27 protein-coding genes and 1 tRNA gene are annotated in these 25,252 nt (G+C 66.9%); 12 read left to right on the top strand and 16 right to left on the bottom strand.

All coding sequences use genetic code 11. The annotated features are described in order from the left end of the window. Positions 1-31 precede the first annotated feature (31 nt). The 5 genes from recQ to AC06E9_RS02780 all read left to right on the top strand — a co-directional run bounded on the left by recQ (position 32) and on the right by AC06E9_RS02780 (position 5,992). Positions 32-1,837 carry a DNA helicase RecQ gene (recQ, locus tag AC06E9_RS02760; RefSeq protein ID WP_121039083.1) on the top strand — a complete coding sequence of 602 codons (1,806 nt, stop codon included), beginning with the start codon at positions 32-34 and terminating at the stop codon, positions 1,835-1,837. 94 nt (positions 1,838-1,931) lie between these two features. Beyond that, the gene (locus AC06E9_RS02765) at positions 1,932-2,327 is read left to right on the top strand and encodes a CopL family metal-binding regulatory protein (protein ID WP_478055437.1); all 396 of its coding nucleotides are present in this window, start codon (positions 1,932-1,934) and stop codon (positions 2,325-2,327) included. Between the two features lie 104 nt (positions 2,328-2,431). Beyond that, a complete protein-coding gene (locus AC06E9_RS02770; protein ID WP_478055438.1) occupies positions 2,432-4,225 on the top strand; it encodes a copper resistance system multicopper oxidase in 1,794 nt (597 codons plus the stop codon). A 221-nt stretch (positions 4,226-4,446) separates the two neighbouring features. Continuing rightward, positions 4,447-5,379, top strand: a complete 933-nt coding sequence (locus tag AC06E9_RS02775) for a copper resistance protein B (RefSeq protein ID WP_478055582.1) — start codon at positions 4,447-4,449, stop codon at positions 5,377-5,379. 100 nt (positions 5,380-5,479) lie between these two features. Further along, positions 5,480-5,992: an N-acetyltransferase family protein gene (locus AC06E9_RS02780; protein ID WP_478055439.1), complete on the top strand. Its 513-nt coding sequence runs from the start codon at positions 5,480-5,482 to the stop codon at positions 5,990-5,992. 18 nt (positions 5,993-6,010) lie between these two features. Here the strand turns inward: AC06E9_RS02780 and AC06E9_RS02785 are convergent, their stop codons facing one another. Continuing rightward, a complete protein-coding gene (locus AC06E9_RS02785) occupies positions 6,011-6,307 on the bottom strand; it encodes a TFIIB-type zinc ribbon-containing protein (RefSeq protein ID WP_088432901.1) in 297 nt (98 codons plus the stop codon). Between the two features lie 153 nt (positions 6,308-6,460). On the opposite strand from AC06E9_RS02785, the gene AC06E9_RS02790 reads away from it, so the two are divergent. From AC06E9_RS02790 to AC06E9_RS02800, 3 genes are all read left to right on the top strand, one after another. Next, positions 6,461-7,225, top strand: coding sequence for a CPBP family glutamic-type intramembrane protease (locus AC06E9_RS02790; RefSeq protein WP_478055440.1), 765 nt, complete (start codon positions 6,461-6,463; stop codon positions 7,223-7,225). Positions 7,226-7,347: 122 nt separating this feature from the next. Continuing rightward, the gene (locus tag AC06E9_RS02795; RefSeq protein ID WP_152151904.1) at positions 7,348-7,746 is read left to right on the top strand and encodes a response regulator; all 399 of its coding nucleotides are present in this window, start codon (positions 7,348-7,350) and stop codon (positions 7,744-7,746) included. 146 nt (positions 7,747-7,892) lie between these two features. Beyond that, positions 7,893-8,558, top strand: coding sequence for a DUF3011 domain-containing protein (locus AC06E9_RS02800; RefSeq protein ID WP_478055441.1), 666 nt, complete (start codon positions 7,893-7,895; stop codon positions 8,556-8,558). Between the two features lie 21 nt (positions 8,559-8,579). On the opposite strand, the gene AC06E9_RS02805 is transcribed toward AC06E9_RS02800, so the two are convergent. Then, positions 8,580-9,260, bottom strand: coding sequence for a lysozyme inhibitor LprI family protein (locus AC06E9_RS02805; RefSeq protein ID WP_478055442.1), 681 nt, complete (start codon positions 9,258-9,260; stop codon positions 8,580-8,582). Positions 9,261-9,420: 160 nt separating this feature from the next. Between AC06E9_RS02805 and AC06E9_RS02810 the strand changes: the two genes are divergently transcribed. Both AC06E9_RS02810 and AC06E9_RS02815 read left to right on the top strand, forming a co-directional pair. Then, positions 9,421-10,347 carry a hypothetical protein gene (locus tag AC06E9_RS02810; protein WP_478055443.1) on the top strand — a complete coding sequence of 309 codons (927 nt, stop codon included), beginning with the start codon at positions 9,421-9,423 and terminating at the stop codon, positions 10,345-10,347. 203 nt (positions 10,348-10,550) lie between these two features. Continuing rightward, entirely contained in the window at positions 10,551-10,715 is a 165-nt protein-coding gene (locus AC06E9_RS02815) for a hypothetical protein (protein ID WP_183073690.1), read from the top strand. 209 nt (positions 10,716-10,924) lie between these two features. On the opposite strand, the gene AC06E9_RS02820 is transcribed toward AC06E9_RS02815, so the two are convergent. Beyond that, a complete protein-coding gene (locus AC06E9_RS02820) occupies positions 10,925-11,395 on the bottom strand; it encodes a PA2169 family four-helix-bundle protein (RefSeq protein ID WP_478055444.1) in 471 nt (156 codons plus the stop codon). A 227-nt stretch (positions 11,396-11,622) separates the two neighbouring features. Between AC06E9_RS02820 and AC06E9_RS02825 the strand changes: the two genes are divergently transcribed. Both AC06E9_RS02825 and AC06E9_RS02830 read left to right on the top strand, forming a co-directional pair. Then, entirely contained in the window at positions 11,623-13,071 is a 1,449-nt protein-coding gene (locus AC06E9_RS02825; RefSeq protein WP_478055445.1) for a S41 family peptidase, read from the top strand. A gap of 100 nt (positions 13,072-13,171) precedes the next feature. Then, positions 13,172-13,546, top strand: coding sequence for a DUF6713 family protein (locus tag AC06E9_RS02830; protein WP_121039122.1), 375 nt, complete (start codon positions 13,172-13,174; stop codon positions 13,544-13,546). 371 nt (positions 13,547-13,917) lie between these two features. Here AC06E9_RS02830 and AC06E9_RS02835 read toward each other — a convergent pair. From AC06E9_RS02835 to ruvA, 13 genes are all read right to left on the bottom strand, one after another. Beyond that, a tRNA-Lys gene (locus AC06E9_RS02835) sits at positions 13,918-13,993 on the bottom strand. A gap of 72 nt (positions 13,994-14,065) precedes the next feature. After that, a complete protein-coding gene (queC, locus tag AC06E9_RS02840; RefSeq protein WP_121039125.1) occupies positions 14,066-14,731 on the bottom strand; it encodes a 7-cyano-7-deazaguanine synthase QueC in 666 nt (221 codons plus the stop codon). A 115-nt stretch (positions 14,732-14,846) separates the two neighbouring features. Further along, positions 14,847-15,545 carry a 7-carboxy-7-deazaguanine synthase QueE gene (queE, locus tag AC06E9_RS02845; protein WP_121039128.1) on the bottom strand — a complete coding sequence of 233 codons (699 nt, stop codon included), beginning with the start codon at positions 15,543-15,545 and terminating at the stop codon, positions 14,847-14,849. A gap of 131 nt (positions 15,546-15,676) precedes the next feature. Next, positions 15,677-16,483, bottom strand: coding sequence for a tol-pal system protein YbgF (ybgF, locus tag AC06E9_RS02850; RefSeq protein ID WP_193222762.1), 807 nt, complete (start codon positions 16,481-16,483; stop codon positions 15,677-15,679). Positions 16,484-16,486: 3 nt separating this feature from the next. Then, entirely contained in the window at positions 16,487-17,002 is a 516-nt protein-coding gene (gene pal, locus AC06E9_RS02855; protein ID WP_121039134.1) for a peptidoglycan-associated lipoprotein Pal, read from the bottom strand. A 64-nt stretch (positions 17,003-17,066) separates the two neighbouring features. Beyond that, entirely contained in the window at positions 17,067-18,386 is a 1,320-nt protein-coding gene (gene tolB, locus AC06E9_RS02860) for a Tol-Pal system beta propeller repeat protein TolB (RefSeq protein ID WP_046272625.1), read from the bottom strand. Between the two features lie 211 nt (positions 18,387-18,597). Beyond that, positions 18,598-19,656, bottom strand: coding sequence for a cell envelope integrity protein TolA (tolA, locus tag AC06E9_RS02865; RefSeq protein ID WP_121039137.1), 1,059 nt, complete (start codon positions 19,654-19,656; stop codon positions 18,598-18,600). After that, positions 19,646-20,074 carry a protein TolR gene (tolR, locus tag AC06E9_RS02870; protein WP_121039140.1) on the bottom strand — a complete coding sequence of 143 codons (429 nt, stop codon included), beginning with the start codon at positions 20,072-20,074 and terminating at the stop codon, positions 19,646-19,648. The genes tolA and tolR overlap by 11 nt, the downstream gene beginning before the upstream one ends. A 23-nt stretch (positions 20,075-20,097) precedes the next feature. Then, positions 20,098-20,877, bottom strand: a complete 780-nt coding sequence (gene tolQ, locus AC06E9_RS02875) for a protein TolQ (protein ID WP_121039143.1) — start codon at positions 20,875-20,877, stop codon at positions 20,098-20,100. A 10-nt stretch (positions 20,878-20,887) separates the two neighbouring features. Continuing rightward, a complete protein-coding gene (gene ybgC / locus AC06E9_RS02880; RefSeq protein WP_152151888.1) occupies positions 20,888-21,331 on the bottom strand; it encodes a tol-pal system-associated acyl-CoA thioesterase in 444 nt (147 codons plus the stop codon). After that, positions 21,321-22,361 carry a Holliday junction branch migration DNA helicase RuvB gene (ruvB, locus tag AC06E9_RS02885; RefSeq protein WP_121039149.1) on the bottom strand — a complete coding sequence of 347 codons (1,041 nt, stop codon included), beginning with the start codon at positions 22,359-22,361 and terminating at the stop codon, positions 21,321-21,323. The genes ybgC and ruvB overlap by 11 nt, the downstream gene beginning before the upstream one ends. 318 nt (positions 22,362-22,679) lie before the next feature. Continuing rightward, a complete protein-coding gene (locus tag AC06E9_RS02890; protein ID WP_121039157.1) occupies positions 22,680-24,599 on the bottom strand; it encodes a potassium transporter Kup in 1,920 nt (639 codons plus the stop codon). A 58-nt stretch (positions 24,600-24,657) separates the two neighbouring features. Continuing rightward, positions 24,658-25,248, bottom strand: a complete 591-nt coding sequence (gene ruvA, locus AC06E9_RS02895; protein WP_478055446.1) for a Holliday junction branch migration protein RuvA — start codon at positions 25,246-25,248, stop codon at positions 24,658-24,660. Positions 25,249-25,252 lie beyond the last annotated feature (4 nt).

Below are 25,252 nucleotides of genomic sequence, written 5' to 3' on the forward strand. Positions count from 1 at the left end.
GCCCGTAGCCTGGGCAAGGTAAACTAGCGCGATGTCTTCCCGCCCCGCGCACGACCTGCTCAGCCGCATCTTTGGTTACGACGAATTCCGCGGTCCGCAGCAAGCGATCGTCGAGCATGTCGCCGCCGGCAATGACGCGCTCGTCCTCATGCCCACCGGCGGCGGCAAATCGCTCTGCTACCAGGTCCCCTCCCTGCTCCGCGACGGCACCGGCATCGTCATCTCGCCGCTGATCGCCCTCATGCAGGACCAGGTCGAAGCCCTGCGCCAGCTCGGCGTCCGCGCCGAATACCTCAACTCCACCCTCGATGGCGAAACCGCCGCCCGGGTCGAGCGCGAACTGGTCGCCGGCGAACTGGACATGCTCTACGTCGCCCCCGAGCGACTCCTGACCGGCCGCTTCCTCTCGCTGCTCTCGCGCAGCCGGATCGCGCTGTTCGCCATCGATGAAGCCCATTGCGTCTCGCAGTGGGGCCACGACTTCCGCCCCGAATACCGCCAGCTCACCGTCCTGCACGAGCGCTGGCCCGACGTCCCGCGCATCGCGCTGACCGCCACCGCCGATCCGCCGACCCAGCGCGAAATCGCCGAACGCCTGGACCTGACCAACGCCCAGCACTTCGTCAGTTCGTTCGACCGGCCCAACATCCGCTATACCGTCGTCCAGAAAGACAACGCCAAGCGCCAGCTGCTGGACTTCCTGAAGGTCCACCGTCAGGAAGCCGGTATCGTCTACTGCATGTCGCGGCGCAAGGTGGAAGAAACCGCCGAATTCCTGTGCAAGGAGGGCATGAACGCCCTGCCCTACCACGCTGGCCTGCCCGCCGAGGTACGCGCCGCCAACCAGCGCCGCTTCCTGCGCGAGGATGGCATCGTCATGTGCGCCACCATCGCCTTCGGCATGGGCATCGATAAGCCGGACGTGCGCTTCGTCGCGCATACCGATCTGCCCAAATCGATGGAAGGGTATTACCAGGAAACCGGCCGCGCGGGGCGCGATGGCGAGCCTGCCGAAGCCTGGCTCTGCTATGGGCTCGGCGACGTCGTGCTGCTCAAGCAGATGATCGAACAGTCCGAAGCCGGCGAAGACCGCAAAACGCTCGAACGGTCCAAACTCGACCACCTGCTCGGCTACTGCGAATCCATGCAATGCCGCCGCCAGGTGCTGCTGGCCGGGTTCGGGGAAACCTATCCCCAACCCTGCGGCAACTGCGACAACTGCCTGCTGCCGCCGGATGCCTGGGATGCCAGCGTCGCCGCCCAGAAAGCGCTGAGCTGCGTCTACCGCAGCGGGCAGCGCTTCGGTGTCGGCCATCTGATCGACATCCTGCGCGGCGGTGACAACGAGAAGGTCCGTCAGTTCGGGCATACCGAGCTGAGTACCTACGGGATCGGCAAGGACCTGGATGCCCGCAGCTGGCGCAGCGTGTTCCGCCAGCTGGTCGCCTCCAGCCTGCTCGAGGTGGACAGCAGCGCGTACGGTGGCCTGCGCCTGACCGATGGCAGCCGCGAGGTGCTCAAGGGCCAGCGCAAGGTCATGATGCGGCGCGAAACACCCAAGGCCGCCCGCGAGCGTGACCGCAGCGGCCAGCGCACCGGCCTGTCGGTGCTGCCGCAGGATCTGGCGCTGTTCAATGCGCTGCGTGGCCTGCGTGCCGAACTCGCGCGCGAGCAGAACGTGCCGGCCTTCGTGATCTTCCACGACAGCACCCTGCGCAATATCGCCGAACAGCGCCCCACCAGCGTTGACGCCCTGGGCCGGGTCGGTGGCATCGGCGGCACCAAGCTGGCCCGCTACGGCGACCGCCTGGTCGAGATCGTGCGCGAGGAAGGCTGATGCCCCGGCGCGTTCAGTCAGACCCGGCTCCAGAGTTGAACCCTGCGTTCAGCCGCGGGTGCGGCCGCCAGGGTTTGGCAGTAAGGTGAGCCCCATGTCCGCCAGTGGCCTGCTCCTGCGAGTCGTCCTGATGCTCAGCCTGTTGCTCAATGGGCTGAACGTGGCCATGGCCGGCCCGATGGCATTGGCCCTGGCCGAACCGGCCGTGGCCGGCAGCGCGGCACCGCCCTGCCATGGCGACGCGCCGATGCCCGCCGCACACGATCACCACACCATGGCCACCGCCGACACCGGCGTGCAGGCACCGCATGATGGCGACCACTGCAAGATCAAGGACTGCCTGCGCAGCTGCGCCCAGCAACCCAGCCTGACCGTCCAGGTCGCCTGGTTGGCGACCCCGCCGCCGGTGTCGATGTCGCCGCCGAACACCACGCCTCCCACCCTGCCGACACCGCCGTTGGACCGTATCACCCGCCCTCCGATCGCCTGATCCGCCGCGCTCTGCGAGCGCCTGCCTGATGCTCTGCGCGCATGCCCCGGTGTGCGTGCGTTGACGGCACCGCGTGTGCCATTCGAATCAGATCCGGAGTTGCAATGTCTTTCATTAAAACACCCGGCACGGGCACCCCGCCCATGCCGTCGCGGCGCCTGTTCGTGCAGGGCGTCGCTGCTGGCGGCGTGGTCGCCGGCCTGGCCGCCACCGGCCTGAGCCCGCGTGCGTTCGCCGCCGCCGGCCCCGGCCTGGCCGCTGCCCCGCAGGTGCTCAGCCACCACGACGTGCAGTTGAGCATCGGCGAATCGCTGGCCAATTTCACCGGCCGCACCCGCCCGGCGATCACCGTCAACGGCAGCGTTCCGGCGCCGATCCTGCGCTGGCGCGAAGGCCAGACGGTCAACATCCGGGTCGCCAATACCTTGCAGGGCCACCCCACCTCCATCCACTGGCACGGCCTGCTGCTGCCGGCCAACATGGATGGCGTGCCCGGCCTGAGCTTCAACGGCATCGCCCCGGGCGAGGCCTACCAGTACCGCTTCACCCTCAAGCAGTCGGGCACGTACTGGTATCACAGCCATTCCATGTTCCAGGAACAGGCCGGCCTGTACGGCGCGCTGATCATCGACCCGCTCGAGCCGGCGCCGTATCACGCCGACCGAGAGCACGTGATCCTGCTCTCGGACTGGACCGACCTGGACCCCGGTGCGCTGTTCCGGCGCATGAAGAAGCTCGCCGAGTACGACAACTACTACAAGCGCACCCTGCCCGACTTCCTGCGCGATGTCCGCAAGGACGGCTGGGCCGCCGCCACCGCCGACCGCGGCATGTGGGGGCGGATGCGGATGACGCCGACCGACATCTCCGACGTCAACGCCCACACCTATACCTACCTGCTCAACGGCACCGCCCCGGCCGGCAACTGGACCGGGCTGTTCCGCAGTGGCGAAAAGGTGCTGCTGCGCTTCATCAACGGCGGCTCGATGACCTATTTCGACGTGCGCATCCCTGGCCTGAAGATGACCGTGGTCGCCGCCGATGGCCAGTACATCCACCCGGTCAGCATCGATGAATTCCGCATCGCCCCGGCCGAGACCTTCGATGTGATCGTCGAACCCAGCGGCCAGGACGCGTACACGATCTTCTGCCAGGACATGGGCCGCACCGGCTATGCCGCCGGCACGCTGGCGGTACGCCACGGCCTGCAGGCGCCGATTCCCGCCCGCGACCCGCGCCCGCTGCTGACCATGAGTGACATGGGCCACGACATGGGCCATGCCTCGAACGGGATGGCAGGCCACGACATGAAGGGCATGGAAGGCGGCTGCGGTGCCAGCATGGGCCACGGTGCGCACGGTGCCGATCCCAAAGCGCCGCGTCACCCGGCCAGCGAGCAGGGCAACCCGCTGGTGGACATGCAGAGCATGGCCACCGAGCCCAAGCTGGATGATCCCGGTATCGGCCTGCGCGACAACGGCCGCAACGTACTCACCTACGGCGCGATGCGCAGCCTGTTCGACGATCCCGATGGGCGTGATCCCGGCCGCGAGGTCGAGCTGCACCTGACCGGCCATATGGAGAAATTCAGCTGGTCCTTCGACGGCATCCCGTTCGCCAGCGCCGAACCGTTGCGCCTGACCTACGGAGAGCGCATGCGCATCGTGCTGGTCAACGACACAATGATGCAGCACCCGATCCATCTGCACGGCGTGTGGAGCGATCTGGAAAACGCGGACGGCGCGTTCCACCTGCGCAAGCACACCATCGACATGCCGCCGGGCACCCGCCGCACCTACCGCGTCCGTGCCGACGCGCTTGGGCGCTGGGCGTACCACTGCCACCTGCTGTACCACATGGAAGCGGGCATGATGCGCGAAGTGAGGATCGAAGAATGAGCCGCGCTCCTCTCACCGCGCTGTCCGCACTGAGCGCCGCCCTGCTGCTGGCGTTGGCCGCACCGGCCTGGGCACAGTCGCATGCCGGCCATGCCACGGCGCCGACCACAACCACAGCCGACACACCACCGGCGGATGACCGCCCGATGGATCACGGCAGCATGGATCACACCAAGATGGACCATTCAACGATGGACCACGGCAGCGCTGATCACAACCAGATGGACCACTCGACGATGGACCATGGCAGCACCGATCACAGCCAGATGGATCACTCGACGATGGACCATGGCAGCACCGATCACAACCAGATGGACCACGCGACGATGGACCATGGCAGCACCGATCACAACCAGATGGACCACGCGACGATGGACCATTCAACGATGGACCACGCCGCGATGGGCCATGGCACGCCGAAGCCGGCTGCCCCTACCGAACCGCTCGAACCGATTCCTGTCGTGACCGCCGCCGACCGCCTCGCCGCGTTCCCGCCGATCGACCACGGCGCGATGGAGCATGCGCCGGAGATCCACAGCCTGCTGCTGGTCAACCGCCTCGAACACTGGGACGGCCAGCACGGCACCGGCCAGGCATGGGAGGCCAGCGGCTGGGTGGGTGGCAACATCAACAGGCTATGGCTGCGCAGCGAAGGCGAGCGCAGCGACGGCCGCACCGGCTCGGCCGATCTGGAGGTGATGTACGGCCGCAGCGTGTCGCCGTGGTGGGACGTGCTGGTCGGCGTGAAGCAGGATTTCCGCCCGGCCGATTCACGCACCTGGGCGGCGTTCGGCATCCAGGGGCTGGCGCCGTACAAGTTCGAGACCTCGGCCACGGCGTATGTCGGCGAAGGCGGTCAGTTCGCGGCCACGGTGGAAGTGGAGTACGAGCTGCTGCTGACCAACCGCTTGATCCTGCAGCCGCTGGTGGAAGCCAGTTTTTCGGCGAAGGACGAGCCGGCGTATGGCAATGGCGCCGGCCTCAACAAACTCGAGGCCGGGCTGCGGCTACGCTACGAGTTCAGCCGCCGCTTCGCGCCCTACATCGGCATCAGCCACGAGCGGCTGTTCGGTGATACCGCCGACTACCACGAAGCAGCCGGCGAACGTGCGCGCGATACCCGCTGGGTGGCGGGCGTGCGCGTCTGGTTCTGATCCAGCAGCCATGACAGGTTCCGGGTACCGACGTACCCGGAACCACGGCCGACCCCAGGCGATGGCGTAAGCTGCCGGCCCCACCTGCCTGCCTTGCGCCATGATGTTGACCCTCCGCCGTGCCACCGTTGCCGATGCCGACGCCCTCTCGGCGATCGCCATCGCCACCTATACCGAAACCTTCGGCGATTCCTACCCGCCGCAGGATCTGCACGCGTTCCTGCACAGCCACTATTCGGTCGAGCCGCAGCGTGATGAGCTCGCCGATCCACGCAACGCGGCGTGGCTGCTGGAAGCCGGGGAACGTGTGGTGGGGTATCTCGCCGCAGGGCCCAACAGCCTGCCCCATGCGGATGCCGCCGAGGGCGATATCGAGCTCAAACGCCTGTACCTGCTCGCCAGTCACCACAGTGGCGGCCACGGCGCGCGCCTGATGGACGCCTTCCTGGCGTGGCTCGATCAGCCACAGCGGCGCACGCTGTGGATCGGCGTGTGGTCCGGGAACGTTAGTGCGCAGCGCTTCTATGCGCGCTATGGCTGCAGCAAGGTGGGCGAATACGGTTTCCCGGTCGGCGACAGCGTCGACCGGGAATTCATCCTGCGCCGCGCCTGAGCGCGGCGCAGGCGTACATCAGAAGTCGAACAGGTCCGACAGGAAGCTCTCTTTCTTTTTCTTGCGGTAGCCCTGCTGGTCGCCGTACTGCTGCTGGCCCAGGTGGCGGGTGTCACGGTGCTGCACGGCGGCCGGCGGCGGCGGTGCGGCCGCGCGCACCGGCGCGGGTGCGGCGGCACCGGCCGAGCGCTCGATGATCTTGTCCAGCTCGCCTCGGTCCAGCCACACGCCACGGCACTGCGGGCAGTAGTCGATCTCGATGCCCTGGCGCTCGGACATCTGCAGCGCTTGGGTCTTGCATACGGGGCATTGCATGGGCGGTCGTCCAAGGGGTAAAGCCGCACTCTAGCCGGTCGCACCTGACCGTGGTGCAACGCGGGCATGACCGATGGCCCCCCGACCTATGCCCCATGCTGCTGGTGTGGCAATGGCGAACAATCCACGCCGTCCCTGGATATGGAGCGTCCCATGCCGTCCCTTCGCCTGCGCACCTGGCTGGCCACCTTCGTGGTGGTGCTGACCCTGGCCGTGTCGATCAATCTGCGCGACCTCGCCGCGTGGCTGGGCACGCCAATTCCGACGCTGCCGATTCCCTATGGCGGGGCCATCCTCGACAACGGCCTGGGCGTGCTGCTGGTGCTGGCCGTGGCTGCGCTGCTGCTGCGCCCCGGGCAACGCCTGCACGCGCTGCTCGGGTTGCGCTGGAATGGCTGGCAGGGCCCGGCGCTGGCCCTGCTGGCGACCCTGCCATGCTGGCTCGGCCTGTGGTGGCTGGGCGGTGTGAATCCCACCCAGGACCTGCTCGCCCTGCTGATGCTCGGCGTGCTGTTCCCGCTCGCCGAGGAGATCATCTTCCGCGGCTTCGGCTTCATCTTCGCGCACCGCCAGCAACGCTGGCCGTGGCTGGCCGCCGCGCTGGTGCAGGCGGTGATCTTCGGTGCGATCCACTGGTGGTCGTTCGGTGGCGGCGGCGGCATGGCGCTGCAGGTGTTCGCCATCACCGGCATCGGCGGGCTGGTGTTCGCCGGGCTCAATACGCTGGACGATTACACCCTGTGGAGCGGGCTGGCGCTGCACGTCTCGCTCAACCTGGCCTGGAACGTCTTCGTGATCACCGAGGCGACCGCCGTCGGCTGGCCGGCGACGGTGCTGCGCCTGTCGGCGGCGGGCCTGGCGGTCGGGCTGGTCTGGGCCTGGCAGCGTCGTCGAAAACGTTCACTCGCCCTCGCCTGACCCGCGCTGACGCGGGCAGCACGGCCGGTTCACCGGGCATTTCGGCGCCGTCGACGATCTCCTCACCATCGCCCCGCGATACTTGCGCGCCCCTGTCCGGGGGTAAGCAGGAACCACGCTCCATGTTGTTGTCCAAACACCATCCCGAACCCCGCGTGCTGTTGATCGAAGACACCGAAGACACCCGTGAGCTCAGCCGCATGGCCCTGGAAAGCCAGGCGTGCGAAGTCGTGGCGGTCAGTTCCGCCGAAGCCGCGCTGGGCCTGCTCCAGGCCGGCGAGCGCTTCGATCTGGTGTTCACCGATGTCTGCCTGGGCGCGGTGAGTGGCATCGAGGCGGCGCATCGGGTCAAGCAGGAACAGCCCGGGCTGCCGGTGCTGGTCACCTCGGGCCTGGAGCCCTCCGTGGTGGTGCCGCAGCTCGGCCCGGGCATGCACTTCCTGCCCAAGCCTTACAGCATGAGCGAGCTGCTCGACGCGATCCGTGCCTGCTTCCAGCACCCGCTGGCCGCCTGCGCCTGAGGCGAGTCGCCGGCGGCCGTCCGGGCGCAGCTCAGTGATCTTCATCCGGATTTCATGTCCGCGTGCCCATCGTCGGTGCCGGGAACAGGGGTCTCCCGCTTCCCATACGATGCGACGCGCTCCTTTTCCTTGCCGGAATCGACGACATGCTCTTCCGTATGCTGCTGGCCACGCCCTTGCTGTTGATGCTGCCGTTGGACGACGCACGCGCGGATGACTTCGTCACCTGTGAGAGCCGCGACAACCGGTATCAGTCCTGCACCCTGCCCCGCGCCGGCTACGTCACTCTGGACCGCAAACTGTCGGGTGCGGATTGCCGCCAGGGCCGCAACTGGGACTACGACCGCCGCGAGGTGTGGGTCGACGATGGCTGCCGCGCCTCGTTCCGGGTGCACGGCGGCGGCGATCGCGATGACCGCCATGACGATGACAACCACGACGCCAAGGTCGCCGCCGGCGTGTTGATCGGTGCGGCGATTCTCGGCGCGTTGGCCCACAACGCCAACAAGGATGACGCGCGCTACGACGACGAGAACTACCAGGGCGCACGCCACACGTCCTACGTGCCCAACTGGATGATCGGCGAGTTCGAGGGCTACAACCCGACCTTCAACGCCGACATCCGCATGCGCATCGACAGCGAAGGCCGCATGAGCGCACAGACGCGTGGGCAGTCGTTGAATGGCTGGGTCAATGGCGGCCAGCTCAACGTCGGCAGCAGCGTGTTCGACATCAGCCAGAGCCGCGAGGGCTTCGTCACCACCGAGGTGGGCGACCGCCAGAACGAGGTGCGTTACCGCCGCGTGCCTTGAGCTACGCGGCGATGGCCGCCATCACTTGGCGATCTGGCACTGCAGCGTGGTGCCGTAGAACTCCAGCGTGGTCTGGTCGTTGTGGATCCGCAGGTCGACACCTTCGCGCCCCCAGCGGCCACCGTTGTTTTCCTCACGGGTCACCGGCACCGGGAACACGATCGCCTGATCGTTGCCCCAACTGACCACGGCCGCGGTCGGGTCGATGTCGTTGTAGAACACCGCCGTCACCGGCTTGCTGTTGTCATCGCAGCGGTACTCGACCTTCGCCGGCACCTGGATGCCGCCAGCGTTGAGGGTCAGCTCGACCAGCCGGGTCTGATAAGACTCCACGAGACAACGGTGCGGATCGACCGCGCGCGAACAGGCATCACGCCCCTTGATCCAGCCCCGCTGTTCGGCCGCGATGTCCAGCTCGTCCGGGCTGGTCTGCACCCGCTTGTAGAGCGCGGCCAGCTGGCGATCCAGTGCGGCCAGGCGCGCGTCGCCGCACACCAGCGTCTCCGCCTGGGACTGCGCCTTGGTGCAATCGAACGACGGCGGCTGCAGGGTCGGGCTGTCGGGGGCGGCGGGCGCGCTGGCAGCAGGGGCCGACGTGGCCGGCGCGGCCGGCTCTGCCGGAGTCGCGGTATCGGACGGCGCCGGCTTGGAACAGGCCGCGAGCGCAAGCGCCCCCACACCCAGCAGGACGAAACGGTTCATGGCACCTCCAACATCGATCAACGAATGACTGGCTATTGTGCCCCCGTAAGCGGTTCTGCGGTGTGCACAGGCAGACCGCTCATGGCCACGCCTGCATCTCTGCTCACCGTCATTCGAGAACAACCGATTGCCGGGCACCCGCAGGATGCCCCGGCGAGGCATGCTGCGCACCGGGTTGCCGCCCTGCCCCGGCTCACCTACGCTCCATGCCCGAATCGATCCAAGGACCATGCCCCGGATGAGTGGCAGCCCGTTTTCTTCTCTCACGCGACGACTGGCATGGCCGGCGCGTGCGCCTGCACCGACACCGCTGGGCGCGGCCCTCCTCGTTATGTTGCTGGTCGCCTCGCCCGCAGGTGCCGATGACATACCGCCGCAGTTCATGGCGCAGTACGAAGCCACGCGCGATTACCTGCAAATGCTGCAGCAAGCCGACGCCGACAACGCACCGGAGCAGCTCGACAGCCCACGCGCCATGCAACTGCTGGCGGCGGTGACCAACACGACCGACGTCCTGGCGCCGGACTACGCGACGGCGGACCTGGGGCTGCTGACCAACGCGTGCCAGTACGGTGTAACGCTGTCCACCCGGTTGATGCAGTTCGGCATGGGTGCGATGCCAGCCGCGGTGCTCCTCCATTCCGGCGAGCAGGCCCGCCAAGGCAAGCACAACGCCGAGCGCTTCCAGGCACCGCTGGGCCTGCTGCTGCCGTATCTGCTCCAGTGCGGTGCACGGATGCAGCCACTGGTGGATACGTGGCTGACCGTTGCAACGCCCGCAGAGCTCGCCGGTCTGGGACCGGGCGGCACCGACACCCTTCGCCGCAATGCGCAACGTCAGTATCTGGAGATGCTGGAGGTGATGCGTGCCCAGCCGGCGGGCAGCACGCTGAAGCGGACCCTGGTCGGTGCGCTGGCGGAGACGGCGGCGCCTTACGCGCAGATGCTGCAGCCCGCGCAACGGCAGCCGGTGCGCGAGGCGTTGAAGGAAGCGCTGGAACAGGTGGACCCAAGCGAGGTTCCGCTCCTGCAGCAGGCCATTGCCGCGTTCAGCAGCGACCATTGCGGGACACTCTGCCAATCCTGATACATCGACGGCCGCAGCCTCCAACTCGGCGCCGGGGATGAAGGCACGTTGTGGACCAGCAGCGCGGTGGGTGGTCACGCCCACGCGGTGTAGCACCTGGTCATGAGACTACCCTGACCCGATGCTCATCCCAGTGCGACCCTCGCGTAACAGCGGCAGGTCCACGCTGGGGTTGCGACATCACGTCGCCTTGGAGTCACACCATGTCCAACATGCAGAACAACGAAAACAACGTCAAGAATGCTGCTGCTGCACAGAAAGGCCCGCAGTCCGAACAGGACCGCAAGGACGCGCAGGCCAAGCAGCAGAAGCAGGAACAGGACACCAAGAACGCCCCTGACGCAGGCAACAAGCCGCAGCAGAAGTAATCGCTCTGCCGCATGGTGGGGCTGCGCATCCGCGCAGCCCTCACATGCAGACGGCGACCAGGCGCACTCGGCGCCATCCCGCACCCTTCAACGTCTCGCGTCCTTCAATCTCCTGCATCCTTCACTACGAAGCTCATTCGCGACGCTGTTGATTCGCGACGCTGCGCATGCGCGTGCTTCCTTGAAGGTGTGGGTAACGGTGTGGGTGACTATGCATCCCGGCCCCGCAGGTCATCTACCTCCTGGCGCATGTCGTCCCAACCGAGCCGCGTCTCCAGCAGCATGCCGTTGAGCGTTCGTCGCGCATGTGCCGTCAGTGCGCCATCGCGCGCGGCCACTTCGAGTGCCCTCACCAGACGCGCTTCAGCTGCCTGGCTCTCGCTGGCGTACTGGATGTCCGCATCCCCGAGTACGGTACCCAACCTGCCAAAGCCGCCACGGAGGCTGCCGGCCAGGGTACGGTGGCGGGAGGGCTGGCCACCGGCGTCGCGCACCAGCCGCGTGACCCCATCGATGACCTGCATTTTCGCTGCGGCCATCCGCATCATCAGCGCGTTCAACTGCGGATCCTGCGTCCCATCGTCGGCGACGGCTCTGGCGTAGATGTCGTGGCCGTCACGCGCGATGCCGATGATCTGGTTGAGTTCGCGTATCGCGTGGCCGGATTGGACGGTACTCATCACAGCGCTCCGTGGGATCGTGGGCCCACTGTGGCCGGGGATCGCCTGATCGTGCGCGCGTCGTGGGGACGGTAGCGTGATGCGATACCGGGACTTCCGGGGAACACGCGCATTGGCTACGATCGACCGGAGTCGATCGCACACACGGATCCCGTCACCCTTGCCCCGTGCGGCACTGCGCCGGGTCGCAAGGAGGCTGTATGGCAGGGTTAAGTGGCACTGTATTCATGCTCGCGATGCTGGGTGTCGCCGCACCGGGGGCATCCGTTGCCGCGCCGGCATTCGATCGCAGCGTCTGGCAGGCCGACCATGTGGCGCTCAAGCGCGCCTTGGAGCAGGACTACGCGCATCTGGCATGGGCCGCCTCGCCACAAAGCGGTGTGGAACTTCGCGCACTGGATGTCGCGGCGCGGCGTGCGCTGGCTGAAGCACGTACGGATACGCAGGCGCGCCAAGCCCTGCGCACTTTCCTGGCCGGGTTCCAGGATGGTCACCTCAGCCTGCTCGACCCGCTTGAACAGGCGTCCGACACGGCCTCGCCCACTGCTGTGGACCCGCGCACGCTGGGCGCGAGCGCAGGGTGTGCCGCGCTCGGCGTGGCCGATGAAGGCCGGCACGATTTCAGCCTGCCGCTGGAAACGCTGGCCGGTTACCACCCCCTCAACGACGACGCCGATCCTGTGCTGCGCGCCGGCATTCTCTCGCTGCCGGATGGCCACACGGTGGGTCTGCTGCGCCTGCATGAGTTCGATGCCCTGCGCTATCCGGGCCTCTGCCACGCGCTGTGGCCGCAACTGCGGCATGCGGACTCCACCGACGACATGCGCGGCACCTTGGCCCGGGGCTGGGTCGCGGTGATCGCCGCCAGCCTGCGGCGTTTCCAACAGGACGGAGTGGACGCCGTGCTGGTGGATGTCGGCGACAACCCGGGGGGCGACGACAGTGGCGATACGCTGACCCGGCTGTTCACCCCGCAGCCGGTTGCCTCCGCCGTGCTCCAGGTCAGCCAGTCCCCGGCCGGCAAGCCCTATCTGGACGAGCAATACGAGCGGCTCGACGACGCACTGCGCAATCACCGCCCCAACGCCGCAGCCCGCAGGCTGCTCACTACGGAGCGGCAGGCGTTCCAGGCGTCGCGGCGGGCCACGGCGCTGCCGGCCTGCGATCTGTCATGGGCCTGGCGGGTACAGCACGACTGGAACGGCCCCACATGCCGGCGCCTGGTGCCCGCAGGTACCTCCGGGGGCCCGTTGCCGAGCCCTGCCGTGGACACCCTCGATGATTTCCTCATCGCGCACCGCCTGGACTGGTCACAGGATCTGCGCGAGCACTGGGGCGCCTGGAAGGGGCCGGTATATGTCCTCACCAATGCAAAGACGGCGTCCTCCGCCGAGATGTTCGCGGCGCGGATGCAGGACAACCACATCGCGCGCATCGTCGGGGCGCACAGCGGAGGGTACGGCTGCGGCTTCATGAGTGCGCAGGCGATGCCTGAACTGCCCCATTCGCATCTGCGCCTGCGCGTTCCGAATTGCGTGCGCCTGCGTGCCGATGGCAGTGACGAGGTGGCCGGCATCCGCCCGGACCTGCCGGTCGCGCCGCGTCGTGGCGAAGGCGCACGGGCCCGCGCGCAGCGGCTGGTCGATACGCTCATCGGCGACATCGCGCTGCATTGAATGCGGGCCGCGGCGGAGCCAATCCGGCACGCAGGCACGCGGTGAGCGCCGCTACACTGTGCACGCTGCAGGATCCGCAGCCTTCGGCATCGCCTGTCCCATGGAAAGACGCTACTTCGCCACCCTGCTTGCCTTGATCCTTCATCAGATCGACGCCGCATTCTGGCGTGAGTGGGAGATATTCCTGCTGCCCGGTGGCGTGCAGGGCTTCCTGGTCTTCAACCTGCTGGCCATCGGCGTGGTGCTGCTCGGCTACCGCCACGTGCTGCTGCAGACCAGCAAGGCGCGCGGCTTTGCGATGGTCTGCGCGGCGCTGGGCATCGCGACGTTCCTCATTCACCTCGGCTTCGCCGTGTTCGGCCACCGCGCTTTCCACCTGCCGTTGTCGATGGCGGTGATCGCAGCCTGCCTGGTCTCGGCGGTGTGCCTGTTGCGCTCGCTGCGCACCGATGCGCAGGGACGCCCACGCGCCTGACCGGTACCCTGGAGACACTGCGCCGGTGTGCCAATGCCAGGCGCGCAGTAGGAGAGCAAAAACAGACAGTACCGTCGCAAAGACGACGGCGGTCTGCAGGACATCGATCACCAGTGCCATTCCACTGCTCCGGATCGACCGCCGGCATGCACGCGTTCTCCGAGAAGCGGCATGTCGTGCTCAAGGTCGGGAGGTACAGCGTGCGCGTCCGGGCGATGGACAGGCATCGGTTCTTGCCCTGCTGCGCCTCAGTGAAAGGCGCAATTCGCTGTGATGAAGCTCGGTAGCGCGGACTTGAGCTCCCATGGCGCGTGCGCCCCGCTGGAGGCATGAAAAAGGCGACCTCGCGGTCGCCTCGATCATGATGCAATTGGTGGGCCGTGATGGATTCGAACCATCGACCAAAAGATTAAAAGTCTTCTGCTCTACCAACTGAGCTAACGGCCCATTGCATCCCCGACGTGACGCCGGGGGTGCGCATTCTAACGCATCTTCGCGCTCATGCGTACCCGTCCCGCATCACACGTAGTGGGTCGGGTCCGGCACGCCGGCATCCGTGAAGCCCTGCGCGCGCAGGCGGCAGGCATCGCAGTGCCCGCAGGCGCGGCCCTGGTCGTCGGCGTTGTAGCAGGACACGGTCAGGCCGAAATCCACGCCGAGGCGGACGCCTTCACGCACGATATCGGCCTTGCTCAGGAACTGCAGCGGCGCGTGAACCTGGATACCCGCACCTTCCACGCCCGCCTTGGTGGCCAGGTTGGCCAGCGTCTGGAAGGCTTGGATGAATTCAGGGCGGCAATCCGGGTAGCCGGAATAGTCCACCGCGTTGACGCCGCAGAAGATGTCGTTGGCACCCAGCACCTCCGCCCAACCGAGTGCGACGGACAGCATGATGGTATTGCGCGCCGGCACGTAGGTGACCGGGATGCCCTCGCCGCCCGCTTCCGGGACGTCGATGTCATCGGTCAGGGCCGAGCCGCCGATGCTGCGCAGGTCGACATTGACGGTCTTGTGGGCGACCGCACCCAGCGCGCTGGCGACCGCCGCGGCGGCATCGAGTTCGGAGGTGTGACGCTGGCCGTAGCGCACGCTCAGGGCGTGAACGGCAAAGCCCTGCTCGCGGGCGATGGCGACAACGGCGGCGGAGTCCATGCCGCCGGACAGGAGGACGACTGCTTTTTTCATGGGGGGTGTTTCCGGTGGTTTGCGGGGAACCAGCACGCTGTCCCGCGCCGGACGTCTTTACTGATGGTGAGGCGTGGTCGATGGCATGCGCAGCGCCGTAGCGCTGCAGCCGGCGTTACCTCCCGGGTTCGTCATTCCACAACAGCTTGTGCAGCTGCATCTGGAAGCGCACCGGCAGGCGATCGGCCACGATCCAGTCGGCCAGCTCGCGCGGGCTGACCTCGCTCTTGCTCGGCGAGAACAGCACCATGCTGCGCTCGTTGAGCCGGTGCTCGCGGACCATGCCGCGGGCCCACTCGTAATCCTCGCGGCTGCACAGCACGAACTTGATCTGGTCGCGCTTGGTCAGCAGCGGCAGGTTCTCCAGCCGGTTGCGGGCCATTTCGCCGGAGCCGGGAGTCTTCAGGTCGACCACGCGCGACACGCGCGGATCCACGCCACTGACATCCAGCGCACCGGAGGTCTCCAGCGAGACGTCCAGGCCGGCGTCGCAGAGCTTCTCCAGCAGCACCAGGCAGCGCTTCTGCGCCAGCGGCTCGCCACCGGTCACGCAGACGTGGTGCACGCCTTGGGCCAGCACTTCGTCCACGATCGCGTCGATGTCCCACCAGGTGCCGCCGTGGAAGGCGTAGGCGGTATCGCAATAGGTACAGCGCAGCGGGCAGCCGGTCAGGCGCACGAACACGGTCGGCCAGCCGGCGGTATCGGCTTCGCCCTGCAGGGACAGGAAGATCTCGGTGATCTTCAGTCGCGGCAACGGGGACTGCACGATCTCACTGGGGAGTGCGGCGGCAGCGGACAGGGTCGTGGTCATGGCGGTGATTCTTGGCGGACGGCTTCGGAAACGACAACAGCCGGGCATGGCCCGGCACGGAAGACCGGGCAGCGCCCGGTTGGCGATCCATCAGTATACCGGGCCCGGCCGCTCCAGCGGCCCAGGCGGGTTCAGCGGATCTGCTGACCCAGCCGGATCGACTGCAGACGGTCCTGCGCGGTGCGCGCGGCGTCGGAGCCGGGATACGTGGACACGACCTGTTCGAGGGTCGCCTGGGCCTGGTCGACCTTGCCTTCGCCGTACTGGGAAAGGCCGATCTTGAGCAGGCCACCGGACGCCTTGTCATGGGTCGGGTAGCGCGAGATGAGGTCGCGGAACTGCGCCTCAGCCAACGGGAAATTGCGGGTGGCGTAATAGCTCTCGCCCAGCCAGTACAGCGCGTTGGGGGTATAGACGCCGTTGGGGTACAGCTCGAGGAAGCTCATGAACAGCTGCGCCGAGTCGTCGTACTTGCCGGCCTTGAGCGAATCGAAGGCGACATTGTAGGCGGTGCGTTCATCGCCACTGGCGGCCAGGCTGCCGGCATCGCCGTGCACGCTTGGCGGCCGCTCGGAAGCGGCCGTTGCCGGTTTCGGGGATGCAGCGGGGGCAGGCGCGGCTGCGGCCGGGGCGGCAGGAAGCACGGGGGCTCCACCTTCCAGGCGGTTCAGGCGGCTGTCCAGGTCCAGATACTGGTCCTTGGCGGACTGCTTGAGCTGGTCATTGTCGTGCTGCAGCTGCTCGACCTGCGACTGCAGGGCCTGCAACTGGGTACGCAACTGATTCAGCTGGTTGAGCATGTCCATGTTGGACTGGTTGTTGTTCGCCTGCTGCTCAAGCGCGCCGACGCGGTCGGCCAGACTCTGGCGCTGCGCATTGGCCGGTGCGGCAGCCACGAGGGCTGCCGCAACGATCATCGATAGAAATCGAAAGCGCATCTATTACTGAGCCGTGTACACGATCTCGACGCGACGGTTCTGCGACCAGCAGGACTCGCCCGACTCGGTGCAGACCGGACGCTCTTCACCGTAGGACACGACGGTCAGCTGCGAAGCCGAGCCACCGTTGGCCTGCAGTGCCGAGGACACGCCGTTGCCACGACGCTCGCCCAGAGCCTGGTTGTAAGCACGCGAACCGCGCTCATCGGTGTGGCCCTGCAGGGTCATGCGCGAGGACGGACGGTCACGCAGGTACTTGGCGTGGCACGCCATGATGGCCTGGAACTCCGGCTTGACGCTGTCCTGGTCCAGATCGAAGTACACCACGCGCTGGCGCAGGCAGGAATCGGTATCCAGATCACCCGGACCGTACAGACCCGAAGTGGACGGGCCGGTCGGAGCGGTGGTGCTGCCGGTATCAACCGGGGCAGCCGGCACTTCCTTGACCTTCTTGGAACAACCGGCCAGGGCGGCCACGGACAACAGGGAGACAAGCAGAACGCGGGTGGTCTTGTTCATGGCGATACCTTTGAGGCTCCTAAAGCCGGATGAGGGATGAATACGGCGAAATCTTAACACTCTGTTAGCGCTTTGTACGGTATGGCGACCAAGAAGGCTCACGAACATCACCGTCGGCCAGAACCAGCCGCTGGCGCACGCGCGCATCGGCCGATACGGCGTACAACACTCCACGACCACCCTCACGGGCGGCGTACAACACCATGCTTGCGTTGGGCGCGAAGCTCGGCGATTCATCCAGCGACCCTGGCGACAGCGTGTTCCAGCGGGCCGAGCCCGTGCTGCTGTCCATCATCGCGATCTTGTAGGTATTGCCGCTGCCCTGGGCGACCACCAGCTTCTTGCCGTCGTAGGACAGGCTCGGGGTGGCGTTGTAGTTGCCCTGGAAGGTCACGCGCGAGGCGCTGCCACCGCTGGAGGCCACCTGGTAGATCTGCGGGCGGCCGCCGCGGTCGGAGGTGAAGTAGACGCTGCTGCCATCCGGGCTCCAGGTCGGCTCGGTATCGATGGCGAAGTGGTTGGTCAGCTGGGTCAGCTGCTTGCTGCCCAGATCCATCACGTAGATTTCCGGGTTGCCACTGCGCGACAGCGACAGGGCCAGGCGGCGGCCATCGGGCGAGAACGACGGGGCGCTGTTGATGCCGCGGAAGCTGGTGACCAGTTCACGGGCACCGCTGGAGATGTTCTGGATGTAGATCGCCGAGTTGCCGCGCTCGAAGCTCACATAGGCCAGCTTGTTGCCGTCCGGGCTCCAGCTCGGCGAGAGCAGCGGCTCGGCCGAGCGCACAATGGTCTGCGGGTTGAAGCCGTCCGAATCGGCCACCATCAGCGCATAGCGCATGGCATCGCCCTTGCCGCTGGCGGTCACATAGGCGATGCGGGTCCAGAAGGCGCCGCGGACACCGGTGATCTTTTCGTAGATGGCATCGGCCATCTGGTGGGCGACATCGCGCATGGCGTTGCCACGGGCGGTCATCGCCAGGCCCAGCAGGCGCTCGCCCTTGGGCACGTCGTACAGCTCGTACTCGACGCGGTAGGCGCCAGCGCCGGCGTCCATCACCCGGCCGACCACGATGTAGTTCTGCTTCAGCGCACGCCAGGTGGCGAACTGGATCTCGCTGCCACGGGTCGGCTTTTCGACGATCTGGGCTTCCGGCAGGTTGCGGAACTGACCCGAACGGTCCAGATCGGCACGCACCACGGCGGCCACATCGGTCTGCGGTGCACCGGCCGACCCCTGGTACGGCATGGGGACGACGGTGATCGGCGTGGCGGAGGCATTGCCGCCAATGATGTCGATATCCAGCCCCTTCTGCTGCGCCATGGCAGCGAAGGGCAACAACAGGGCCGCAACAACGGCAAGCCAACGAGGCATTTTTTTCATGGAGCGCTCAATAGGGGGAAACCAGAACGAGGGATAACAGGACCGCGGTGAACAGTTTCGCAATCATGAACCAAGGCCGTGTGAATTCCGAGTCACCTGGCGCACAAAACTCACACACCGTTAACCCCTTCAGGCGCCGTTGGGCTGCGCAACGGCGGGCGGTGCGCGCCTGCCAGGACCGCTGATCCGGCGGGATCAGCGGTCTGCCGGGTCAATCCTGGGCGGTGAACGTGAAGTTGATGGTGCGCGCGAATACCGACTCGAAGCCGCGGTACGGCAACGGCTGGGCATTCAACACAGCGGCCTCGATCGAACGGCGGCCTGCCTCGTCGAACGGGCAGCTGCCGCTGACCTTGGCCTGGATCACCTGTCCACCCGGAATCTGGGTGATCGAGACCTGGCAGCGCTGGCCCAGCGGCACCGAATCCGGACGGGTCCACTGTGCGGAGACCTTCTGCTGGATGGCCGCCGCGTATTTGGCGCTGAGATCGTCACTGGTGCCACCGGCACCGGCGGCCGGCTTGGCGGCACCGGTCGCCCCGGCGGTCGAGGCCGAGGCATTGGCGGCACGCGCGGCCGTGACCTGGCGCAGCTTCTGTTCGGCCAGCTTGGCTTCGTTCTCGGCCTGGGCGCGCTTGCGGCGGATTTCGGCAAGCTTCTTGTCGCGCTCGGCGTCGGCCTTGGCATCATTGGCCTTCTGTTCCTGCTCGGCCAGCTTCTTCTTTTCCGCCTCTTCCTGCTGTTTGGCCAGGCGCAGCTTCTGCTCGGCCTGTTCCTGGCGCTTGCGCTCGGTCAGGTCGATCTGTTCCTGGCGGCGCTTGGCTTCCTGCTCCTGCTTGGCCTTTTCAGCCGAGATCGCCAGCGCGTTGACCGCTTCCTGATCGACCGTATCGGGCTGGGCGATGCGCTCCTGCGCCTGCGATTGCTGCGGCGTCGGCGCGTCCTGCGGGCGCGGCTCGGGCAACGGCTGCGGCGGCGGCACGGTGTCTTCCGGAATCGGCTCGGGCTCGGCGACCGGCTCGGGCAGGTCCGGCAGCGATTCGGAGGCACGCAGGGCCTGGCGCGCGGCCGAGGCTTCGGACGCGGACAGCTGCAGGCTGGCTTCGATGGCCGGATCGCCCGCGGCCGCTTCGGTGGTGCGCTGCGGCGACCACAACCAGGCGGCGATGAAGATCAGTGCCAGCAGCAGATGGACGCCGAGCGCCAGCGCGATCGGCAGGCCCCACTCCTCATCCCGTGCGCGCTGCGGTGGCAGGGCTTCAGTGTGCATCGGTCGCCAGGCCCACCTTTTCCACGTTGGCGCGCTTGATCACGTCCATGGCCGCGACCACCTTTTCATAGGCCACGGCCCGGTCGGCGGCGACGATCACGCGCAGGTTCTTGTCCTGCGAGGAAAGCGCGGACAGCTGGGCCTGCAGGCGGGCCGCATCCATCGGCTCCGGGTCCTTGGCCTCGGGCAGCTTCAGGCTGAGCTGGCCATCCAGGCGGACGGACACGACGACCGGATCCTGCTTGCTCTCCAGCGCCTTGGCCTGGGAGGTCGGCAGATCCACTTCAAAGCTCAGCGTGAGCAGCGGCGCGGTCACCATGAAAATGATGAGCAGCACCAGCATGACGTCGATGTACGGCACGACGTTGATTTCGGATTTGAGCTTTCGGCGCTTGCGGCGGCCAATGGCTGCGGTCATGGCAGGACTCCTGTGCTGGGCGCTTACTCGTCGCCCGCGGTCTGGCGCTGCAGGATCGAGCTGAACTCTTCTGCGAAGGTTTCAAAGCGCACCGACATGCGCTCCACGCGGGTGGTGAAGCGGTTGTAGGCCCACACGGCCGGGATCGCTACGAACAGGCCGATCGCGGTGGCGAACAGGGCTTCGGAGATGCCCGGGGCAACCGAGGCGATACCGGCCTGCTCACCGCTGTTGATCATGTCGTGCATGGTCACCATGATGCCGAACACGGTACCGACCAGGCCCACGTACGGGGCGGTCGAGCCGATGTTGGCCAGCAGCTCCAGGCTGCGCTCCATCTGGTCCACTTCACGCGTATAGGTGGTGCGCATGGCGCGCTGCGCACCCTCGAGCTGGGCCCGGCCATCCAGCCGACGCTTGTCGCGCAGGCGGGTGAACTCGCGGAAACCGGCTTCGAAGATCGCTTCCAGGCCGCCGACCTTGCGGTTGCGGTCGGTCGCCGAGCTGTACAGCTTGCCCAGGTCCGCACCGGACCAGAAGCGACTTTCGAACTCGTCGGCCTCACGGTTGGCGGCATTGAACACGCGCGCCTTGCGGAAGATGATCACCCAGCTGATGAACGAGCCGGCCAACAGCAGCAGCACGATGATCTTCACCGGGATGCTGGCCTTGATCATCAGGTCCAGGTAATTGATGCCACCGCCATGCGCGGCTTGGGCGACAGTCTGCGCCGCGGCGCTGGTGACTTCCTGCGGCAGCGCTTCGGTCACCGTGGCCTGCAGGGCCAGGAGCATTGCGATCATCCGTTGTTCCTCAGTATGCGGATTCTGGAAATTCGAGGTGTTTCAGCGCGGCATGCAGTGCATCGTCCATGCCACGCGGTTTGAAGGTGGTTGCATCCAGCGCGGCGATCTTCACCTGCGCGGTCAGCAGTGTTTCCCCGCCCCGGCACACGGCCTGCGCGAACACCATGCTGGCGCGCTTGCACTGCACCAGCGTGGCGGTGACATCCAGCGCATCATCCAGGCGCGCCGGTTTGAGGAAATCCAGGGTCATGCTGCGCACCGCGAACACCAGGCCATGGTCGCAGCGCATCCGCTCCTGACCATACCCCAATGCGCGCATCCATTCCGTGCGCGCCCGTTCCATGAAGGCCACGTAGCGGGCGTGGTACACCACCCCGCCAGCGTCGGTATCTTCCCAGTAAATGCGTGTCGGCCAACTGAATCGGGGCTCAATCCGGGGCTCAACCGACATCCGGGACCTCCGCGAACAGGTCCGCCGGCGGGTTTTTCGGCTTCAGCCCCATGTGCCGGTAGGCCTTGTGCGTGCACATGCGGCCCCGCGCGGTGCGGATCAGGAAACCCTGCTGGATCAGGTACGGCTCGACCACGTCTTCCAGCGTGCCACGCTCTTCGGACAGGGCGGCCGCCAGCGACTCGATGCCGACCGGGCCACCGTCGAAGTAATCGACCATGGTCCGCAGCAGGCGCCGATCGAGCTCGTCGAAGCCCTCCGGATCGACCTTGAGCATCTGCATCGCGGCCTGGGCAACGTCCTGATCGATGTGGCCCGCCGCCTTCACCTGGGCGAAGTCGCGCACGCGGCGCAGCAGCCGGTTGGCGATACGCGGGGTGCCGCGCGAGCGCCGTGCGATCTCGGCCGCGCCTTCGGCGGTGCAGTCGATGTTGAGGATGCTGGCCGAACGCCGGACGATCTTGGTGAGCTCTTCCGGCGTATAGAACTCCAGCCGGTGCACGATGCCGAAGCGGTCGCGCAGCGGCGCGGTCAGCAGGCCTGCACGGGTGGTCGCGCCGATCAGGGTGAACGGCGGCAGATCGATCTTGATCGAGCGGGCCGCAGGGCCCTCACCGATCATGATGTCGATCTGGAAATCTTCCATCGCCGGGTACAGCACTTCCTCCACGACCGGCGAGAGGCGGTGGATTTCGTCGATGAACAGCACATCGTGCGGCTGCAGATTGGTCAGCAGCGCAGCCAGATCGCCCGCCTTTTCGATCACCGGGCCGGAGGTGACGCGCAGCGCGACCCCCAGCTCATTGGCGATCACATGGCTCAACGTGGTCTTGCCCAGACCCGGCGGCCCGAAGATCAGCACGTGGTCCAGCGCGTCGCCACGGGCCTTGGTCGCCTCGATATAGATCGACAGCTGCTCGCGCACAGGGGCCTGACCGAGGTAATCGGCCATGCGCTTGGGGCGGATGCTGGCGTCGGTGCCCTCGTCTTCGCGGGTGGCACCGGCGGCGATGATGCGGTCGTCGGTCATTCGGCAATTATGCGGCAAAAGCGGCGCGATCCGCGCCCGGTAGTGCCGGCCGCTGGCCGGCTCCTCATGACATCTGCATCCCGCGGAGCCGGCCAGCGGCCGGCACTACCGGGATCGAATCGGAGGAAGAGCCCCCTTGTTGTTCAAGGGGGCGCGCCGAAGGCGCGGGGATAAGGTGGAATGCGCGGACACCCCAGTCCGCCAAGGGCGGATGGGGTGTTCAAGGGGGCGCGCCGAAGGCGCGGGGATAAGGTGGAATGCGCCCGGGTCCCAAGGTTTGCGAAGCAGACCTTGGCCGCAGGTGGCGATCTGACGGCGTCAGATCTCCACCTGCGCCCCGAGTTCGACCAATCGATTACCCGGAATCCGGAAGAACCCGGTCGCCGGGGCGGCGTTGCGGTGCATCAGCGCGAACAGCTTGTCGCGCCAGATCGGCATGCCGCGGTTGGCGGTGGCTACGATGGTCTCGCGGCTGGCGAAGAACGTGGTGTCCATCGGGTCGAAGTAGATCCCGCCGTGGTCGCACGAGCGCATCAGCGCCAGCGGCACGTCCGGGGTCTCCATGAAGCCGAAGCGCACGTAGATCCGATAGAACTCATCGCCCACCGATTCGATCTTCAGGCGCTGGCCCGAGGGCGCGTACGGCACCGGCAGGGTCACCACGTGCAGGAACACGTTGCGCTCATGCAGCACCTTGTTGTGCTTGAGGTTGTGCATCAGCGCGTGCGGCGCCACCGAGGGGTCGGCGGTCAGGAACACGGCGGTGCCCGGCACCCGCACCGGAGGGGCCAGCATCAGGCCCGGCAGGAAGGTATCGATCCGGATGCCGTCCTTGCGGATCTCATCGCGCAGCAGCTCGCGGCCACGCCGCCAGGTGCGCATCATGGTGAACAGCACGATGCCCAGCACCACCGGGAACCACGCGCCCTGCAGCAGCTTGGCGCCGTTGGCGATCACAAAGCCCAGGTCGATCACGAAGAACACCGCGCACAGCGGGATGATCCAGTAGCGCGAGGTCGGCCACAGCGCGCGGGCCACCAGGGCCAGCAGCAGGGTATCGATCAGCATCGTCGCCGAGACCGAAATGCCGTAGGCCACGGCCAGGTTGGAGGAGCTGCGGAACGCCAGCACCAGCCCGATCACCATCACCGCGATACCCCAGTTGATGCCCGGGATGTAGATCTGGCCGATGGTGTCGTGCGAGGTGTGGGTGATGCGCATGCGCGGGATGTAGCCCAGCTGCATGGCCTGGCGCGACACCGAGAACGCACCGGTGATCACCGACTGCGAGGCGATCACCGCCGCCATCGTGGCCAGCACGATCATCGGGTACAGGCCCCACTCCGGCACCGCCTCGAAGAACGGGTTCTTGACCGCTTCGGGGTTCTTCAGCACCAGGGCGCCCTGCCCCAGGTAGTTCAGCACCAGGCACGGCAGCACGAAGTAGTACCAGGCATGGCGGATCGGCTTGGCGCCGAAATGGCCCATGTCCGCATACAGCGCTTCGCCGCCGGTCACCGCCAGCACCACCGCGCCGAGGATGAAGATGCCGTGCCAGCCGTGCTCCATGAAGAAGCGCAGCGCCCACATCGGGTTGAAGGCCTTGAGCACTTCCGGCGCATCGACGATGTTCCAGATGCCGATCGCCGCCAGCGAAATGAACCAGATCGAGGTGATCGGGCCGAACAGCTTGCCGATCTTGGCCGTGCCGAAGCGCTGCACCGCGAACACCGCCAGCAGCACCACCACGGTGATCGGCACGATGAAGTTGTGCAGGCCCGGGGCCGCGACCTCCAGGCCTTCGACGGCGCCCAGCACGGAGATCGCCGGGGTGATCACGCCATCGCCGAAGAACAGCGAGGCGCCGAAAATGCCGAGGATGCCGACCACATAGGCCGAGCGCGACCCGTTGCGCAGCGTGCGCTGGGTCAGCGCCATCAACGCCATGATGCCGCCCTCGCCTTCATTGTCGGCACGCATGATGATGGTGACGTACTTGAGAGTGACCACGATGTTCAGTGCCCAGAAGGCCAGCGACAGCACCCCCAGCACGGTGTCATGGTCGCTGTTGAGCCCGTAGTGCGGGGAGAACGCTTCCTTCAGCGTGTACAGCGGGCTGGTGCCGATATCGCCGAACACCACGCCGATGGCGCCGATCATCAGCGCCATGCCACCGGCGGCCGGCGCGTGCCCGTGCGGGGCCTGGCCGTCGCTGTGCTGGGAAGAAGTGGTGGACATGGGGCTCCGGGCGGACGCGGTGGGTAGTGTCGGAATCAGGAAACGGCAGGCGCGCGGCTCAGCGCAGCGCGGCCTGGAGGGCCTTGCGGATCACCGTGGCGACATCGTCACCCTCGGCGTTGGCATCGCGCGCCATGCGCGCGGCCTCGGTCGGCTTGTAGCCCAGCTGCTGCAGGGCCACGGTTGCCTCGGAGACCGGATCGGTGGCCGGTGCCGCACCGGCGATCGGCGCGCCGCCGCTACCGAAATTGGCCGCGCGGTCGCGCAGCTCCAGCACCATGCGCTCGGCGGTCTTCTTGCCGATGCCCGGGATGCGGGTCAGCGCGGTGATGTCACCGGCCTGCAGCATGCGCGCGAACTCGTCCACGCTGACGCCGGACAGCACCGCCAGCGCGATCTTGGCACCGATCCCGCTGACCTTCTGCACATCGCGGAACAGGCGCCGCTCGCCCTCGCGCAGGAAGCCGTACAGCGAGACGCTGTCTTCCTTCTGCGCGTAATGGGTGAACAAGGTGACCTCGCGGCCCAGCTCGGGCAGATCGTAGAAGGTGCTCATCGGCGCCTCCAGCTCGTAGCCGACGCCATTGACGTCCACCATCAGCCAAGGCGGCGCCTTGTAGGCCACGATCCCGCGCAGACGACCAATCATGCAG

This window comes from Stenotrophomonas sp. Steno-Z10-BAI, assembly GCF_056393115.1.